This is a genomic window from Gammaproteobacteria bacterium (assembly GCA_029882975.1).
Classification (GTDB): Bacteria; Pseudomonadota; Gammaproteobacteria; order SZUA-152; family SZUA-152; genus JAJDNG01.
This window is the reverse complement of the sequence record JAOUJW010000002.1, coordinates 110,308-127,762: the sequence shown is the minus strand read 5'-3', so window position 1 is coordinate 127,762 and position 17,455 is coordinate 110,308. Positions and strand designations below refer to the sequence as shown.

General features: G+C 48.0%; 11 protein-coding genes. 5 read left to right on the top strand and 6 right to left on the bottom strand.

Going from position 1 to position 17,455, the window contains the following annotated elements; translation table 11 throughout:
• Positions 1 to 2: 2 nt before the first annotated feature.
• From OEY58_02320 to OEY58_02300, 5 genes are all read right to left on the bottom strand, one after another.
• Positions 3 to 1,649: an ATP-binding protein gene (locus OEY58_02320; protein ID MDH5324276.1), complete on the bottom strand. Its 1,647-nt coding sequence runs from the start codon at positions 1,647 to 1,649 to the stop codon at positions 3 to 5.
• Between the two features lie 202 nt (positions 1,650 to 1,851).
• Positions 1,852 to 2,871 (bottom strand): quinolinate synthase NadA, encoded by a 1,020-nt coding sequence (gene nadA, locus OEY58_02315; GenBank protein MDH5324275.1) that lies wholly within the window; start codon positions 2,869 to 2,871, stop codon positions 1,852 to 1,854.
• An 80-nt stretch (positions 2,872 to 2,951) separates the two neighbouring features.
• Positions 2,952 to 3,620: an NUDIX hydrolase gene (locus tag OEY58_02310; protein MDH5324274.1), complete on the bottom strand. Its 669-nt coding sequence runs from the start codon at positions 3,618 to 3,620 to the stop codon at positions 2,952 to 2,954.
• A 204-nt stretch (positions 3,621 to 3,824) separates the two neighbouring features.
• Positions 3,825 to 5,450 (bottom strand): MFS transporter, encoded by a 1,626-nt coding sequence (locus tag OEY58_02305; GenBank protein MDH5324273.1) that lies wholly within the window; start codon positions 5,448 to 5,450, stop codon positions 3,825 to 3,827.
• Between the two features lie 137 nt (positions 5,451 to 5,587).
• Complete coding sequence (locus OEY58_02300) at positions 5,588 to 6,349, bottom strand: NAD(+)/NADH kinase (GenBank protein MDH5324272.1); 762 nt, start codon at positions 6,347 to 6,349, stop codon at positions 5,588 to 5,590.
• Positions 6,350 to 7,589: 1,240 nt separating this feature from the next.
• On the opposite strand from OEY58_02300, the gene OEY58_02295 reads away from it, so the two are divergent.
• The 3 genes from OEY58_02295 to rhlB all read left to right on the top strand — a co-directional run bounded on the left by OEY58_02295 (position 7,590) and on the right by rhlB (position 11,505).
• Positions 7,590 to 8,510, top strand: coding sequence for an EAL domain-containing protein (locus OEY58_02295; protein MDH5324271.1), 921 nt, complete (start codon positions 7,590 to 7,592; stop codon positions 8,508 to 8,510).
• Positions 8,511 to 8,816: 306 nt separating this feature from the next.
• Complete coding sequence (locus OEY58_02290) at positions 8,817 to 10,031, top strand: hypothetical protein (GenBank protein MDH5324270.1); 1,215 nt, start codon at positions 8,817 to 8,819, stop codon at positions 10,029 to 10,031.
• A 172-nt stretch (positions 10,032 to 10,203) separates the two neighbouring features.
• Entirely contained in the window at positions 10,204 to 11,505 is a 1,302-nt protein-coding gene (gene rhlB / locus OEY58_02285; GenBank protein MDH5324269.1) for an ATP-dependent RNA helicase RhlB, read from the top strand.
• A 62-nt stretch (positions 11,506 to 11,567) separates the two neighbouring features.
• On the opposite strand, the gene OEY58_02280 is transcribed toward rhlB, so the two are convergent.
• The gene (locus OEY58_02280) at positions 11,568 to 12,350 is read right to left on the bottom strand and encodes a hypothetical protein (protein MDH5324268.1); all 783 of its coding nucleotides are present in this window, start codon (positions 12,348 to 12,350) and stop codon (positions 11,568 to 11,570) included.
• Positions 12,351 to 12,797: 447 nt separating this feature from the next.
• Between OEY58_02280 and OEY58_02275 the strand changes: the two genes are divergently transcribed.
• Positions 12,798 to 14,219 (top strand): TolC family protein, encoded by a 1,422-nt coding sequence (locus OEY58_02275; protein MDH5324267.1) that lies wholly within the window; start codon positions 12,798 to 12,800, stop codon positions 14,217 to 14,219.
• A gap of 12 nt (positions 14,220 to 14,231) precedes the next feature.
• Complete coding sequence (locus OEY58_02270) at positions 14,232 to 17,348, top strand: efflux RND transporter permease subunit (protein ID MDH5324266.1); 3,117 nt, start codon at positions 14,232 to 14,234, stop codon at positions 17,346 to 17,348.
• Positions 17,349 to 17,455 lie beyond the last annotated feature (107 nt).

Here is a 17,455-nt window from a genome sequence, read left to right as displayed (position 1 = left end):
GCTTAGTTGCTGAATTCAATGCGAAAACAACTACCGCCTGTACGCATGGGTAAATAACTTAAGCGGGCTTTGTTGATTTCGCATAGCTCTCTTGCAATATACAGGCCCAGCCCGGAGCCTTTGGCGTCCGTAGTAAAAAAGGGTTCGAAAATGCTTTGCGCGGTTTCGGGGTCAATGCCCGGTCCGTGGTCCACAATGTCCAGGTAAGGATGTCCATCCACGACACCACCAAAGATTTCCAATTTGGGGCTGCCGATGTGTTGGGCGCTGTAGCGCCAGCTGTTTTGCAGGATATTCCACAGCACTTGATGCATTTGTGAAGGGTCAATGTTAACCGTGGGGTTGTGATTAAAGATTACGCCAATTTCGTGTTCCGGAATATTTTCGCTTTGTCGAAATTCCAACAGGAACTTGTCCAGCCAATGTTTCAATACCATATCTTCGGCGACACGGTTACCGCGCCGACTCAGTTGCAAAACATTTTCTATTATGGCATTTACACGACTGGTATGGGTGTGGATGATCTGAGTCAGACGCTTTTCCGCTTGATCCAAATTATTGGATTCGGCCAGTAATTGTTCCGCATGACTGATGGCGCCCAGAGGATTGCGAATTTCATGGGCGATTCCTGCGGTTAAACGTCCCAAAGAAGCCAGTTTCATTTGTTGAGCCTGGTGCGACATCCGCGTGCTGTCTTCCAGGAAAATCAAGGTGCCGGAGTTATTGTCGGTACCCAGGCGGGTAAAATTGGGTAAGATATCCACCTTATGGGATCTGACAATTTTGTCGGTAGGAGTTTTGTTTTTTTTCCACGAATGCAAAAGTTGGGAGATTTCCTTGGACGCGAATTTTAGCTCCCCACTAGCCTGGTGTATTTTCAAGCCCAACATTTGTATCGCAGCATCATTGATGAGACGAATATTTTCCTGAGGGTCTACCACCAGGATTCCCGACTGTAACCGCTTTATGACGAATTCATTGACCTGAGCCATATTGGCCAGATCAATGCCACGTTGTGCCGCAATGGCTTCGGTTTCATGTATTCTTCGGGACAATACATGAGCCAGCGTTGCCATGGCGAACAGGGTGATGCCGAGGGTACCGGCGTGGGTGTAATTGGTGGGCAGAATATCTTCAAACTGAGAATACACCTGTTCGGTGAGAATGGCGATGGCTCCCATGGCAGCGAACAATCGTGCCGTTCGTCCTTCGGTGAGCAAGCTGCCGCCGGCAACGGCTACGACTATTAGTAGCCCCAGTCCCGATTGAATTCCGCCGCTGGCGTGCATGAGCAAGGTTAAAACCGTGATATCCAGAAACGACAGACCGTAGGCCAGGGTTTTATAGTTGGGTTTCTTCCAGTGGATAGCGAAACCGCTGAACATGCTGATAAGAAGGTAACTGTGGCTCACCAACAAAAACAACATAATATTGTGCGAACCCAATATAGGCAGGTCTTTTTCGAAATATATGGGAATGGCAAATAGCGCCGCTAAGAAAATTCGGTAGAAGTTCAGATAGCGCAAAGGTTTCCAAACCGGAGTGGTTAGGATCTGGCTGGTTTGTAAGTGGAAATTGATTAGATTATCGATGCTCACTTCGGTGCTTTGTTGGAAAAGAGTTTTTGCTTCAATCGCTTGGCTATCCATACGGTTGAGCAAAATCCGTACCATCGCTGTGAGTTAGCGCAGATTTATACATAAGTGGGTAAATGCAAAATAAAATGGCGCGCCCGAGAGGGTGAGCCGAGCGTTTTGTGCGAAGCACCGCTTCGCGAGAGGCGAACGGGAGGAAACGATGCCCGAGCGGTGGCCCGCCAGGACGTGGCAGCTGAGCTACGGGCGCTTTGAACTAGTTGTTAACAGCTTGCGCCAACAAGGTATTTCTAAAGTTCACCATGCGTTCCAGTGATCTTACGGCTTGTACTCGCACGGTTTCAGCCACATGGATTTCGTTTTTACCGGTTTCCAGGACCTGTGCCAGTTTCTCCAGGGAGTTTAAGGCCATCCAGGGGCAGTGGGCGCAACTGATGCAGGTTGCCCCGACTCCGGCGGTGGGCACTTCCAAGAAGGTTTTGTCCGGTGCCGCTTGTTTCATTTTATGAATTAAGGCGCGGTCTGTCGCAACTATAAAGGTTTTGTTGGGCAGGCGCACGGCGGCGTCAATCATACCGGTGGTAGAGCCCACCACATCCGCCAAGGCGGTGACATCTGCCGGTGATTCCGGGTGAACCAGGACCCCGGCGTCTGGGTTGGCTTTAATAAGGTCTTTTATAGCAGTTGATCTAAACGCGTCATGGACTACGCAGGAGCCGTCCCAAATCAACATATCCGCTCCTGTTTGTTGCTGTACATAGGAGCCCAAATGTTTATCCGGTGCCCAAAGAACTTTTTCACCCTGCCGGTGTAAGTGTCTTACCACGTCCACCGCGATACTGGAGGTGACTACCCAGTCAGCGCGAGCTTTGACTTTGGCGCTGGTATTGGCGTACACCACTACCGTACGGCCTGGGTTGGCATCGCAAAATTCGATGAACTCCTTGTCGGGACACCCCAAATCCAGGGAGCATTCAGCATCCAGATCAGGCATCAGTATGCGTTTTTCCGGGTTTAAGATTTTCGCGGTTTCTCCCATGAAACGTACCCCGGCTACCACCAGGGTTTTCGCTGGGTGTTGGGTGCCAAAGCGAGCCATCTCCAGAGAGTCGGAAACAAAACCACCACTGGCGTCCGCCAGGGTTTGCAGCTCCGGCGAGGTGTAATAATGGGCAACCAGAACGGCATCCTTTTCTTTTAATAGCGTGATTATCCGCGTTTGAAGCTCCGCTTTTTTAGCCTCGGCAAGGCTGTCATCACCGGATACGTATTCCATGGCGCTGCGGACCTTTTCCCAAATTTGTGCTTCATTAATTCTGGTGTTCATTGATTAGAGCCTTTTATACAGTAAACTGCCTACTTGATGAATTCTACAATTTCCGGGTTCTTGATGCGATACAATCGTGCCGGTCGATGGGCCCCATCGCGGCGTTCTTCGCCCGTTTCCTCGATATTTTCCATGGCCAAAACCCATTTACGAAAATTTCTTTTATCCAGGTCTTCCTGCAGTATGATTTCATACACTTTTTGCAGTTCACTAAGGGTGAAACTGGGGGGCATGAACTGAAAGGCGATGGTGGAATAGTCCAGCTTGGCTACCAGACGTTTTTTTGCTTTTCGCACAATATCTTTGTGGTCGAAGGCCAAATCCGGGATCTCTTGCAGTGCAAACCACTCGGCCGCTTCTGCGTCCGTGGCCGCCTTGAGCTCAATGCGATCCGATGGTATCAGGGCGAAATAAGCGATGCTGATAACTCGTTCTCGGGGATCGCGTTTGGGTTTACCAAAGGTATACAGTTGCTCCAGATATACGCCGCTGACACCGGTTTCTTCGGCTAACTCCCGCTTTGCGCACTCGGCAATATCCTCGTCGATAGCGACAAAACCGCCGGGTAGTGCCCATTTGCCTTTAAAGGGAGTGGTTTTGCGCTTTATCAACAACAATTTCAGTTGGGATTCACGAATGGTGAATACAACAATGTCCGTTGTTACGGCAGGATGAGGGTACTGATAACTGTATGGCATCGCGTTTAATCGGTAGTGTCACTATTTTAATAATAGTGTAATATATACACTAAGTCAATACGCTTACTCAAACGGGTAAGCCGGTTCAAGTACACTCAAGTCTGGACCAGAGCGGTTTGTAGTAATTGTTATTTTGAAAAAACAGATAGTTACAAATGTTTTGTTTAGTCACTGTACACAAGTTAAACTCCAGGGCCGCCTCTGTCAACTCGACCTTTGCACTTGTTCCGGCACATGTTTTTTCATCATTAAAGCGATGATGAGCAATATGGTGGGGATTCCGATTATAGAGGCATAAATGAAAAAGTAGACATAGCCGTCCGCTTTGACGATCTCGCCGGAAAAGCCACTGAGAAATTTTCCCAGTAAAGTCATGAGGGAGCTGAACAGGGCGTACTGAGTGGCTGTATAGGACTTATTTACCAGTGCCGATAAATACGCAATAAATGCGGATTGGGCCAAGCCCGCGCTGATATTATCTCCCATGATAACAATAGCAAGCCAAACGATGCTTTCGCCCTTAGTGGCCAACAGGGCAAACAACAGGGTTGTGATAGCAACCATAACAGCGCCCACCAATAAGGGTCGCATTACCCCGTAGCGCATTACCAGTATACCTCCCAGCGCTGCGCCTATAATGGTCATGACAAAACCGAAGACTTTAGTAATGCTGGCGATTTCTTTCAGATCGAAACCCAGATCTACATATAGTGCATAGGCCATTGAGGCCATAAAAATATCGCTGATTCGGTAGATAGCAATCAATGCCAATACCATGACGGCGATTATAATGCCGAATCGATAGAAAAAGTCCACAAACGGCCCGATAACCGCGCCCATGGTCCAGTCGCTCAGGGTTTTGAACGGTTCGTGTTTTTGACGGGCTAGGACCACAGCCGTTGACACAATAGCGATGGTGGTTAAAGCGGTTAACAAAGTATTGTAGTGGATGAATAATTGCTCGGTGTCAAACAGTCGTGCATCGAAAACCAGGCCCAGAATGGCGTTACCCACAGCGACCGGAAAAATGATAAAAAACACCAACAAAATAACTTGAAAGAACAATAAAAATATTCCCAAGCCCAATACACTGAAAACTTTAAATCCCTGTTGCAGCAAGGGAGACTTGAGTGACCGGGTAATGGTTTGAAAATGACCCACGACCAGCTGTCGAGGCATAATTTGTCTTTCCTGATCGCGCGCTTCCGGCTCGCGCAGGAGGAATACCGTAATCATCCCAACGCTGACACAGGCTGCCATAATCATATAAGAAGCAGACCAGGAGAGATCTTCCGCCAAAAACAGAGCCCCTGCACCGGAAGTTAAGACTGCCAAACGATAACCCAATATGTACATGGACGCCATGGCAGCTTGATATTCCGGTGCGGCCGCTTCGATTCGGTAGGCGTCGATACTGATATCCTGGGTGGCGGATGAAAAGGCTACCAATAAGGCAAAACAGGCCATTTCATAGGGGTGGTCCAAGGGATTGGTAAGGCTCATGAGTATGAGCCCGGTGGCAATGCCCACTTGAGCCAAAAGCATCCAGCCGCGTCTGTGCCCCAATTTGTGAAACGGGGTATGCCATTTGTCGACAAAGGGAGCCCAGAATATCTTGATGGAATAAGTGATTCCAATCCAGCTGAAATAGCCAATAATGGCGATATCCAGCTTGGCGGTTTTCAGCCAGGTAATCAGCGTGGCGAAAACCAAAAGGAACGGGAGTCCCGCGGAAAAGCCCAGAAACAATAGAGCTAAAACTTTAGGTTTGCGATATACACTTAAAGATTCTGCCCACGAATGGGGGGTGTTGGCTACCGGATCAGGCAAGAGACTTCCTTTTTGTTTAGGTTGGATCTACGTACGTGTATTGACCCCCATCGAATCGGCTCAGATTCGGTGATCTGCGTCATTGTAAATGCATACCGTTGACTTGGCAAAGTGCCGGCCACGGTTTCCATTGCCTTTTAGGTTAGAAATTGCCAGGAAGGTACTTTGTTCTTAAATGAATAACGTTCAATGAAGCCCAGTTTAACTGTACGGTCGCTTTTTTTGACGGTGATTTTTTCCACGGGTCCCATTTCCACCAATCTACCGTCGTGGTAAACCGCAGCCGGTCGTTTTTCCAGTTGACCCAAGGAGACACTGACTATCGACGTTTCAGACAGAATCACCGAACCCAGCGGGGCTTTGTTGACCATGCAGGAAATAGGTGTCACCTGCAGCACAGGAACTCCCGGTGAGATAGCTTTGCCGCGCAGAGCCAGATTGTAGCCGGTGGACCCTTGCGGGGTGCAAAACAGTATACCGTCACCAATAATCATACTGGGTTGTAGTACATCGTCTATAGTCACTTGCAGACGCAGGGTTTGACCGCTGCTGCGTGATATCCAGATATCATTAAAGCCGTAGATAGTGGTTTGTCGGTTTGCAGATTCTGCGATGGCTTCCAAAATCCACAGCTCTTCATAGGTGACCTTGTCCAGGCTCTGTTTAAACTGTTCTGCGTTTTCAAAATTGTTCATCAGGTAACCGCGAGTGCCCGCGTGGATACCCATAAAGGGAATATTTAAATGCTGGTACAAACTAATGGCTTGTAACATGGAGCCATCACCCCCAACCACCATGATGACTTCCGCGTTTTGAACATCTTCTACCAAGTTTAAATGGTCGGTGTATTTTCGTGTGTTGGTGGGGTTGCTGCTGTTGTCGTGCAAAAAACAAAGCATGACTTTTCCTTAGTAAATGCAAAAAGGAATGATTAAAGCCTACAACTCCGTTGTGTGCAAGTGTTTATGTCCACAGATTCAACGCTTGGGGATCATTTGATGGTCGTTGCGGAAACCCCATCCACTGTCGATTCTTGGCTGGAATCATTTTCTAACATTGATGCTTGCGGCGAGATGGGGATGTCGGATTACGTTGCCCCAATCCAACCAGCGATCGTGCCAATAGCGGAATATGTAGATACCATCTTGCTTCTGCCATCGCAACTCCAAAAATACAACGGCGCTTCGTTGTATTTTTGGGTGAGACGAATAGAACCGGGAATATGAGACACACCCATACCCCACTGTCGAGTCATCATTGTTGAGCGCGTGCAAGGGTGGGCACGGATTTCAAGGTGAGAGTTGTGCCCGTAGCCCGCCGTGCGAAAGGTGAGGTTTTACCTCTACATGTTCGGTTGCTTAATAGGGAAGTCAATGTTCAAAACTACCGCCGTATTACGCTATGCTAATCCAGTCTACGCTTTCGAGATTGGTTTTGTATTAGACTGTTCTTGATGTAAGAAAGGTTCGTTAGATTAAAGATAGCTAATGATATAAGTCGCTATAAGCGCTTGCACCGCCCCGGTTTGTGTCATAAAAGCTTACATTTTGTCAACGTGGTTTGGCCTGTGACATGCATTTTATAGGCATGATCGGCAGTAAAATGTTAACAGGAGTTGACAAATACTTTCCATCATGAGGGATGCAGTATGCAAGGATCGCAAGGATAAGCTGATTTTTTAAGGACTAAGCCGCCAATGGATTGGCGATTCAAGGGATTGGTCTGAAGGGATGCGAAGCTTGCCAGCGTTAATGCAGGGATGGATGTCTGCAAAGGGACTTGCCGGTTGGTTGTATGCATGGATGGTGTCTTGCAAAGGGATTTGCAGTGGTATGCAGGGATGAATGTGGCAAAGGGACTTGCCGGTTTTAAAATTCCTATTTGTGTTGTTTAACAAATATGCAAGATTGTTGTTGCTAAATATGCGAATGATTAACTCATTGTTGAAGGGTTTAACATAATAGCCACAAAAAAGTGTGATGGATTTCAAGTTTAAACCGATAACTTGGTACAAGATGACGGGATGATTGTCTTTATCAAGGAAAAGCTTGCCAAGGAGGCTGCAAGGAGCCGAAGGAGCGAAGAGGGACAAGGGAGTGACGCATTAACAATCGAAGCTGTATGTTGTAGGAGTTGTTTATGGTTGCCAGCCGGACCTTAGCTTCCCCCCAGGTGGATATCCTTACGTGGTGTTCCATGTATGTTCGGGAGATTGTGAAGCGTTGCTCCCTGCCAGGATTGGTGCGGGACAGTATAGAGCATGGAAAACTCTATTTGATTTACCAACCGCAGTTTAATGTAAAAGAGGGAAAGGTTGACGCAGTTGAAGCGTTGTTGCGGTGGGAGGAGCCTAGTTTTGGTGATATTCCTCCGGAAGAGTTTATCCCCTTATTTGAAGAGACAGGGTTGTTGAACGAAGTCAGTGGTTGGGTTTTCAGTGAAGTTTGTAAGCAACTGGTGGTTTGGAAAATGAGAGATGTTGTTTTTCCAAAGGTCAGTATCAATGTTTCCCAGTCTCAATTACGACAACCGGAGTTTTTGGAAACGGTTAAAACGATATTTCAAAGATACATCAGTGATCGCGAATTTAAAGAGCTGATGAACTCCACAAGAATAGAATTTGAAGTCCACGGTAGTGACTTTTTCAGCGATGTTACTGCTATGGCCGCATTGCAAGAGTTGAAGCAAATGGGATTCGGTATTGCGCTGGATGACTGCAGTATGGAATTGAAGTTTTTAGCAGATTGTCCGGAAGGCCTGATTGACACGGTCAAGCTGGAAATGTCCTGCACTCGCAATGCGCAAGCCAGTAAAGTAGGTGCCGCGGTATTTGAGTCCTTTTTATTCTTGGCGAATAAATTAGGTGTTGAAGTGGTAGCCAAGGGAGTGGAGCACATGAATCAGCTGTATTACTTGCGCGAACTGGGTTGCACCGGCGCGCAGGGAAACTTTGTTAGCCGGCCCTTACCGGAACATGCATTTCTATCCTGGTTGCTGCAAATGCCGGCGTGCAATGCCGTGCAAAAGGAAATGCCAAGAATGGTGCTGGTGAACGGTTAACAATTTTATTGAAATATTCAGTTTCTACCCGGGCGACAAAACCACCCCCCCTTCTAGCCCGGCGCACTCACACGCCCCACACTGTGCGGGGCGTGTTTTTTTAATATTTAATCCATATATAAAAAATTACAGATATAGTTAAATCAAATAACAGTCGTCGCTTTGCATGGGCCGACTGTCGGATGGGATCTAACCGTTTGATAATAAAATAAAATAAATCAGTGATTTTAAGAGCAGAAATTGCTGTTAGATAAGTCGAATTGTAGAATGGCTGTTCTTTGATCAATTTTATCAATGGATGTCGATATGCCTAAGCAGTCTCCACACAAAGACTATGCTCCACAAATCATGGGAAAAGTGATTCCCATGCCCGGTGCTAAAGCGCCGGTTGTTACTGCACCACTAGAGCAAGCCGTTCCAGAAAAACCCTTGGGTGTCATGGTCTTTATGCCCTGGTTGGCCTTGTTATGCAGTGTGGTTACGGCGATTTATGTCGTTTCTACCGGGGCTCCTTTAGAAACCGATTCGGTATCGGTTTCCAAACAAGATGCACTGCAATCCGTCAAGGTCATGGAGCGTAAGTTGATTGAGTCCAGAGAAGTGAATAGTAAGCAGTTTAAGTTAGAAGATGAGGCTTTGCGGATAGTACAAACGGACGATTGGACCGAAGCGGACATTCTATCCGTGGCGCTTGCGTGGCAACGTCATTCCTATATCCAACAGAAGCAGATGCGGGAAACGCTTTGGTTCCAGTTAATGGAAAACGGCATTGTTCAGCGTTTGCAGCGTTATGCAACTGAAAATAAAATGAGTCAGGATAAGCTGGAGCGGCAACGTCTACTGATTGGTTTGGCGGCAAATTTAAGTATCGAGCTGGGGTCGCCCAAAGCTGGGAAAGTAAAAAACCAACAAAGGTTGGGAGAAGGTCAAAAAACCGATATTGTTCAAAAAATTGACACGGGTACCGTGATTATCGGAAACATTGGGCCTCAAGCTCCGGTGGACACAGCTGCAGAGTCCGAGTTTGATACAGTGCTGGAGGTGCCAAATGTATTGATGCCTCAACACGAAATTTCCCATGCAGCACCGGAATTATCGCGCCGCACCAGTGATACGGCGCAGCAGGCACAAGTTCTGTTGCAGCGGCGCCCAACAGCCGAGCAGCTGCAACACATTGCCGGGCAGTTTGTGCAAGCGTACGAGAGCGGCGACATATCTAAGTTTACCGCCTTGTTTACCTTGGATGCCACTAACAATAACGAGTCCAGTTTAAATGCCATCAAAGCTGAATATGAGCAGTTGTTTCTTACCACTTCGGGACGGCAAATGGCGTTACAGGGGCTAAAATGGTCGTACAGTGGCGACAAAGCTGTCGGTAAGGCCCGCTTGGTCGTTTCCGTGACCAACTCAGGGGACCGTTCTGTACACTATGCCGGAAGGATTCAATTCGTGGTGGTGAAACAGGATAACGAAGTATTGATTTCTCGGTTGTTCCATCTAATACAGGCTAATCAGGGCTGATTTCCTTTTCAGGTCCTCGAGTCATTGGCTCACACGGCGCATATGGGTTATGCTTGCAGCCCATTCCGGTTTGGTGACAGCAGCGGCCATTCGGATTGGTCAAAATGACAGCTGCGCGGTACGGGATTTGAATAGTAACGATTTGAATAACAAAGAGAATCAACCCATAACCATGGCGGCTATGGATATTCCCAAGGCTTTGTTGCAGAGCACAGCAGACTTGGGATTCACCCAATGTACGCCGATTCAAGGCGAAACTCTGCCCATCGCACTGGCAGGACAGGATGTGGCCGGGCAGGCGCAAACCGGCACAGGGAAAACGGCAGCATTTCTGATAGCACTATATGCTTATCTTTTGAACCATCCCCTCGAGAAAAAAATCACAAATCAACCAAGGGCGATTGTGTTGGCTCCCACGCGAGAGTTGGCCATACAAATTCATAATGACGCTGTTCAATTAGGTAAATACACCGACTTTAAGTTAGGTTTGGTGTATGGAGGCACCGGTTACGGTTCGCAGAAACAAGTGCTGGAAAGCGGTGTCGACATTCTCATTGGGACGCCGGGACGGATTATTGATTATTTTAAGCAAAAGTTGATCAACCTTAAATCGATTCAGGTGATGGTGCTGGACGAAGCGGATCGCATGTTTGATCTGGGGTTTATAAAGGATGTGCGTTATTTGTTGCGGCGCATGCCTAAACCCGACCTGCGCCTGAATCTTTTATTTTCCGCCACTCTGTCCACACGCGTTTCGGAATTGGCCTATGAGCACATGAATAATCCGCAACATGTGGTGATTGAATCGGAGCAAGTGACAGCCAAGAATATCTCCGAGTCAGTGTTTTTTCCGGCTATGGAAGAGAAAATCAGCTTGTTACTGGGGTTGTTGTCCACACAGGATTTTACCCGGACCATGATTTTCACCAACACCAAACGGGCCGCCGAAAGGGTGTACGCTTATTTGCAGGGCAACGGGTGTAAATCGGCTGTTTTATCCGGCGATGTACCTCAGAAAAAACGGCAGCGTTTTTTACAGGAATTCTCTAACGGTGAAATCCCAATTCTGATTGCGACTGATGTCGCGGCGCGTGGGTTGCATATTCCCGAGATCAGTCACGTGATCAACTATGATTTGCCCCAGGACAGTGAAGATTATGTGCACCGAATTGGGCGCACAGCCAGGGCGGGTGCTACGGGGCATGCCATAAGCTTTGCTTGCGAGGAGTACTCCTTTTCTCTCGCGGATATTGAAGAATACATTGGTCATAAAATCCCGGTACAGGCCTTGGACCAGGCGTTGTTGGTCCAGCCCAGTGCTCCGGTATTTCCCCCTCGTAAACCGCGTCAGGATAAAAGAGGAAGAGCGCCTGGGAACAACCAACGCCGAGGAAATCGCTCGGACTCTAAGCCAAAATCCAAGCCCAGGCCTAAGTCCGGCAAGCCGGACAGTAGTAAACCCAAGCCTCAATAACCGTTTCAACGGCACAAAAAACCCCGCCATGAGCGGGGTTTGCGCTTAATTATCCACTGTGGTTAACGAGATTTTTTCTTTTTGGCAGAGGCTTTTTTCTTGGAGGCTTTCTTTTTGGGAGCCGCCTTTTTCTTCACGACGGGTTTTTTAGCTGTTTTCTTTTTGGGAGCTGCTTTTTTCTTGGCCACGGGTTTTTTAGCTGCTTTCTTTTTGGGAACCGCCTTTTTCTTGGCTACGGGTTTTTTAGCCGCTTTCTTTTTGGGGGCCGCCTTTTTCTTGGCCGCGGATTTTTTAGCTGCTTTCTTTTTGGGAGCCGCCTTTTTCTTCGCTGCCGGTTTCTTTACGGCTTTCTTTTTCGGGGTTGTTTTTTTTGCACTTGCGGGTTTTGAGGTTGCGACCGGTTTTGCCTTTGATGCATTGGATTTGCTGGGAACCGTATTTTTGATGGTGTTAATTAATTGCTTTATGGCGTCAATGCGGTTTTTCATGGTGTCTACGGCAGCGTTAACCGCATCGCTGGCAGTCTGGTCATCATGGAGCTTTGTGTAGGCTTGTTCAATCAAGGGGGCGTCCAGGCTGGACCAGCCACCGGATGCTGTGTTGGCTTTGTCTCTGGCTTGTAGCTGTAACTCGAACAACTTAGTTTCTATTTTGAAGTTAGCCCAGCCGCCGAACAAACCTGCTTGTTTGGATTTGGCGGCGTCACTCGAGAATTGTTGCCATATTTTTATCCCTGAATTGATGTCGGAAATAATACCGTTGAGTGCTTCAATGGATTTTTCGCGGGCTGATTTATTCGTTTCAAATTTTGCGAGTTTATGGATACTGTTGGTTAGGCCTTGCATTAACTGATTCCTCCGGAAAATATTCGCAGCAGGAGAGGTCAGATCGAAAACCGCCTCTCGGGTGTCTATCTAACTATAGACCTGGAATTTATAAGTGCCAGTTGAAATAAAAGTCATGTAGACTTTGTATGTAGTTTGATCAGGATGTCCCGATGCAAGTTGTTTCAAAGCAAGTTGCGCTCCAAATTTGTTGAGGACGGTGCAGTCTTGGGGATATTGAATCGGCACTTACTATAACGGGTGTCTCGGGGGGGGGGGCAGGGCGAAGCTTTACAATGTTTCACAAATACAGCTGCCTATCTCATTGTGGATAGTCCAATTGTAAATCCATAGTTTCATTGTTATATTTTCCGTTTGAAATAGTGTTCGGTTTTGCGCTTTGTGCCTTAGTATGCTAGTTAGTATGGGTTGATATTGGCCGGTTGTACAAGGCAAAGGGGATAGAATTTGAGTTTACGCACAATTGTATTGGCTGGAGTATTTGCTGCTTCCGGGACAGCTCAGGCCGCTGACATGACTTTGGAGCAGGTGCTGCAGGCTGTAGTGCATCATTATCCGGCATTGAAAACGGCTTCCTATCAGGTGGAAAAAGCCTATCAAAATGCTATTAAAGTGAAGAGCCGCCTGGGTTGGCAATTGCAAGCCCAAGCAGGATTAGCCAAAGATTTGTCATTTTTTGGTGACAGTGTACAGCGTTTGGAACTTGGAGGTGGGGTGCAGCGGCAGCTGCAATCCGGTGGAGAGCTTTCCGTGTCCGGTGGCTATCAACGGGAAGATTCCGATTCCCCGTTACAACCCAATCCCCTAAACAGCAACCGGGTGGACCTGAACTATCGTCGTCCCCTGCAGCAAGGTGCCGGTGCTCCGGACTACGCTTTGGATCTTAAAGATGCGGATTTAAGTGTAGATCTGGCTAAGGCGGATCGGCAAGTGAAGTACGATACGATTGCTGAACGTGTCATTGCGGTATTTTTTGATGCCGTGGCTACCAAAAGCCGTATGGATAATATGAATCTGGCCTTGCAGCGAACCCAGCGGCTGGAACAGTTTACCCGCAGTCGTCTGAATCTGGGAATTGCGGAAAACAAAGACCGCTTACAGGTGGTGGCGCAACTGGACAGTCAGCAGGCACAAATGAAAATACTGGAATTGGCCTGGGTGCAGCAACTCATTACACTGAACCGTTTAATGGGGCGCGGTTGGGATGATGTGTTGAACTTGGCGTACACGGATAAAGTGTCACTGTCCGAATTGGATTTTTCAGCAATCACGGATCAGGTAAAACAGTATTCACCCACATTACACTTAGTGGATACACGTTTGGAATCCGTGGAAAATATAATTACCCGGCAACAGGAAGTTCGAAAGGATCGGATGGACTTGGTGCTGCATTTGGGAAACCAAATGAGTAAAGGCAGTACCCCATTAGGGGAGCGGGACAGTTCTGAATTGCTTGGCGGCGTTAGCGTGGAATACCGTAGCGGATTGGATAAATCCGGCCTTGATGCTGCTATCCGCCAATCGCAATATGAGCATGGCGCGATAAAGGAACAACGTAAGCAGGTGCTGGAAGACTTGCATTATGGGACGGCAGCTTTACTGGCACAAATAAAAGCCATACGGGAATCTCTACAGGCTTTTGAAAACAGCGCTGCGAGTGAACGCAAAAAACTGGATGATGCCGACCGACGATACCGAAAGGGCCGCATAGATATCGACCGAGTTATTCAGTTTGAAAACCAACTGGCTACTGCTGAACTTAATGTGGTGTTACAGCGCCTGGAGTTTATCCGCGGGATGTACCAACTATATTTATTGCGTGGTTCTATTTGGAAAAATATAGAATTACCCAAACTTGATTTATCTTAGAGTCTATTTTTAATGAAAATAATACAATTTCTGGTGCGTCGTGCGCTGGTGGTTAACCTGGTGTCCATTTTCCTATTGGGTTTGGGATTGTATGCCATGTTCGCTATTAATCGTGAAGCTTTTCCCAATGTTAGTCTGGATCGTATCCAGGTAGAAGCTATATACCCCGGTGCTTCTCCCAAAGAAGTGGAGCAACTGGTAGTCACGCCTATTGAGCAACAGCTGCGCCTCCTGGGTGGAATCGATAAAATGATTTCCATGTCGTTTCCCGGCTCCGGCCGCATAACCCTGGAGTTAGACCCTGATGCCGGCAATCGGGACCGTATTGCTAACGAAGTGACCTTGGCCGTAAACAAGGCTCGGTTGCCCGCCGATCTTCCCAATGATCCGGTGGTCACAGAGGTCGACGGTTCGGTGTTTCCTATTATGCGTCTGGCTATATCTGCCCCCTTGGGGGACCTGGAGCTCAAACGCCTGGGGGATAAGATCAAAGATGATCTGCTGACCGTGCCGGGGGTGGCGCAGGTTATGGTGTTGGGAGACCGTAAAGCGGAAATTCGTGTTGTGGTTAAGCCCGAGCGGATGGCCCAGGAGCGTATTTCCACCGGTGAGATTGAACGGGCACTACGGGGTTGGAATTTAAACGTACCGGGTGGTGATATCGATACCAAAGAAGGGCAGGCAGTGGTGCGTGTAGTGGGAGAGTTCCGTAGTGCCAAAGATGCGGAAAAACTGGTGTTACGTGCTAATGAACGTGGTGATCTGCTGCGTTTAGGAGATGTGGCCGACGTTCAGGAAACCTTAGTGGAGCCGCAAACCTTACACGGTGTGGGAGGAAAACCGGGTTTCTCCCTGATGGTGTTAAAAAAATCCGATGCGGACATCATCAATACTGTAAATTCCGTGCGAGACTATATTTTAACTGTGCCAGATCGATACGGCGATGTGAGTGTCACCCCGTTTCAGGATTTTTCCCGCTTTGCCCGTATGCGTCTTGGAGTGTTGACTAACAACGGTATTGTGGGATTGGTGTTGGTATTTGTGTCCTTGTTGTTGTTTTTGCGCATATCCGTTGCTTTGACCACCACCTTGGGTTTGCCCATTATTTTCCTTAGCGGTTTGTTTATCTTGTACGCCTCCGGTGTTACGTTGAACATGATTTCCATGATGGGGTTTATCATGGTACTGGGTATGCTCGTGGACGATGCCATTATTGTGGGTGAAAACATTACCTACCATATGGAGCAAGGCATGCATCCCGAGGATGCCGCCGTGCGGGGAGCCGTGGATTTGCTGGGGCCGGTGACTACTACCATCCTGACCACCGTGGCGGCCTTTATCCCCATGATGTTTATGTCAGGATTAATCGGCAAATTCATCATTGCCATTCCCATTGTTGTGATTACCTTGCTGTTGTTGTCCTGGCTGCAATCGTTTTTGATTTTGCCCAGCCATGTCGCTTTTGTGACGAATCCAGACAAACATCCGCCGGAACGTGCTTGGTTGCTGGCGTTGGATAGAATGTATACCTGGGTGTTGACCAAGGCGGTGGCGCACCGCTGGATTACGGTGTTCCTGTCTTTTGCCTGCTTGGTGGCAGCGCTAATGCTGGCGAAGACCTTACCGTTTCAACTTTTTCCACCGGCAGGGGTGGAGGAATACGTGGTGCGGGTGACCGCACCGCCGGGTACCAGCTTACAAAAAATGCACAGTTATTTGCGTCAAATCGATGCCGATATCAAAGCCAATATTGATCATACCTTTCTTGAAGCCACTGTCATAAAAAGTGGAGATGTATCCATTGATCAAGGCGACCCTCTGACCATGCGTGGAAGCCGCTATGGCCAACTGCGGGCAATTTACACGCCGGCCATTGGACGGCCTGACCATGACGCTTTGTTGGAAATGCATCGTCTCGCCAAAGTTATTATTGCTAAATATCCGAAATTGGAAATTAACTTTACCGAAATCCGTCCCGGTCCACCATTGGGGCGTGCATTGGAAGCGGAAATTTCCAGTTACGACAATAAGGCCAGTGAAGCGGCTGCTCAACGCCTCATGGATTTTCTCCAGACCATACCTGGAGTGGCCGGTATTGACAGCGGTTTAAAGCGGGGTGATAACGAGTTACACGTTTCTCTGAATCGTAAGCTGGCTACCTATGCGGGTATTGATTTGGCGACAGCGTCCCGTCACATTCGCGCGGCTTCCGGCGGACTGGTGGTGTCAACAGTGCGTCACGGTACGGAGGAGCTGGACGTCACCATTCGATATCCCGATGGTAAGGTAGATCAATTGGGCCAATTGAAACGTATATTGATTCCCAACAATCGCGACGGTTTGGTGCCTCTCTACAAAATTGCCCGTTTTGAACAAAAACCGGGTTTTACTACCATCCGGCACAAAGAAGGGATACGCATAGTCAATGTGGTGGCGGACATTGATTCGGACAAAATTACCAGCATTGAACTCAACAAAAAAGTGCGAACTGAGCAGGCGCAATGGTTGGGAGATCTGACAGATAAGGTGTCAGTAAATTATGGTGGCGAGGAAGAACAAAACAAGGAATCGCTGATTAGTCTGGTAGTTGCTTTTAGTTTTGCTTTGATCGGTATTTTCTTTATCCTCGCCATACAGTTTAACAATATGACGTATCCCGTTATTGTGATGCTGGCCATCCCATTTGGCGCCATTGGTATAGTAATTAGCTTTTATATGCACGATATGTTTTGGAAGCCCATGCCTTTATCTTTTATGTCCATGTTGGGTATGGTGGCGCTTACAGGGGTGGTGGTGAATAGTGCTCTGATATTGTTGGTATTTATCCAACGGTCAGTGCAAAGTGGCATAGAGCCTCATGAGGCCATCGTGCTGGCAGGCCGGCGGCGCTTGCGGGCTGTATTGTTAACGGCAACCACTACAGTGGTGGGTTTATTGCCTACGGCGTATGGATGGGGCGGCATGGATCCCTTTGTTTCGCCCATGGCATTGGCTTTGTCCTGGGGTTTGGTCTTTGCCACAGCGGTCACGCTGGTTTCCATACCGGCGGTGTTGGCAGCGGGCTATGACATTAAACATATGTTTACTGGAAGGAAGACCAGGTCTGCCACAGCAACCACCCCAGGCTAGCCGTTGCTGTTTTGAAATATCGCGTTTGATTTCTGTGACTTAGTTCACATTACGACTATAGGCCCTAGGCCTGAATTTTGCAATTGGCTCTCGTGAGACGGGTAACT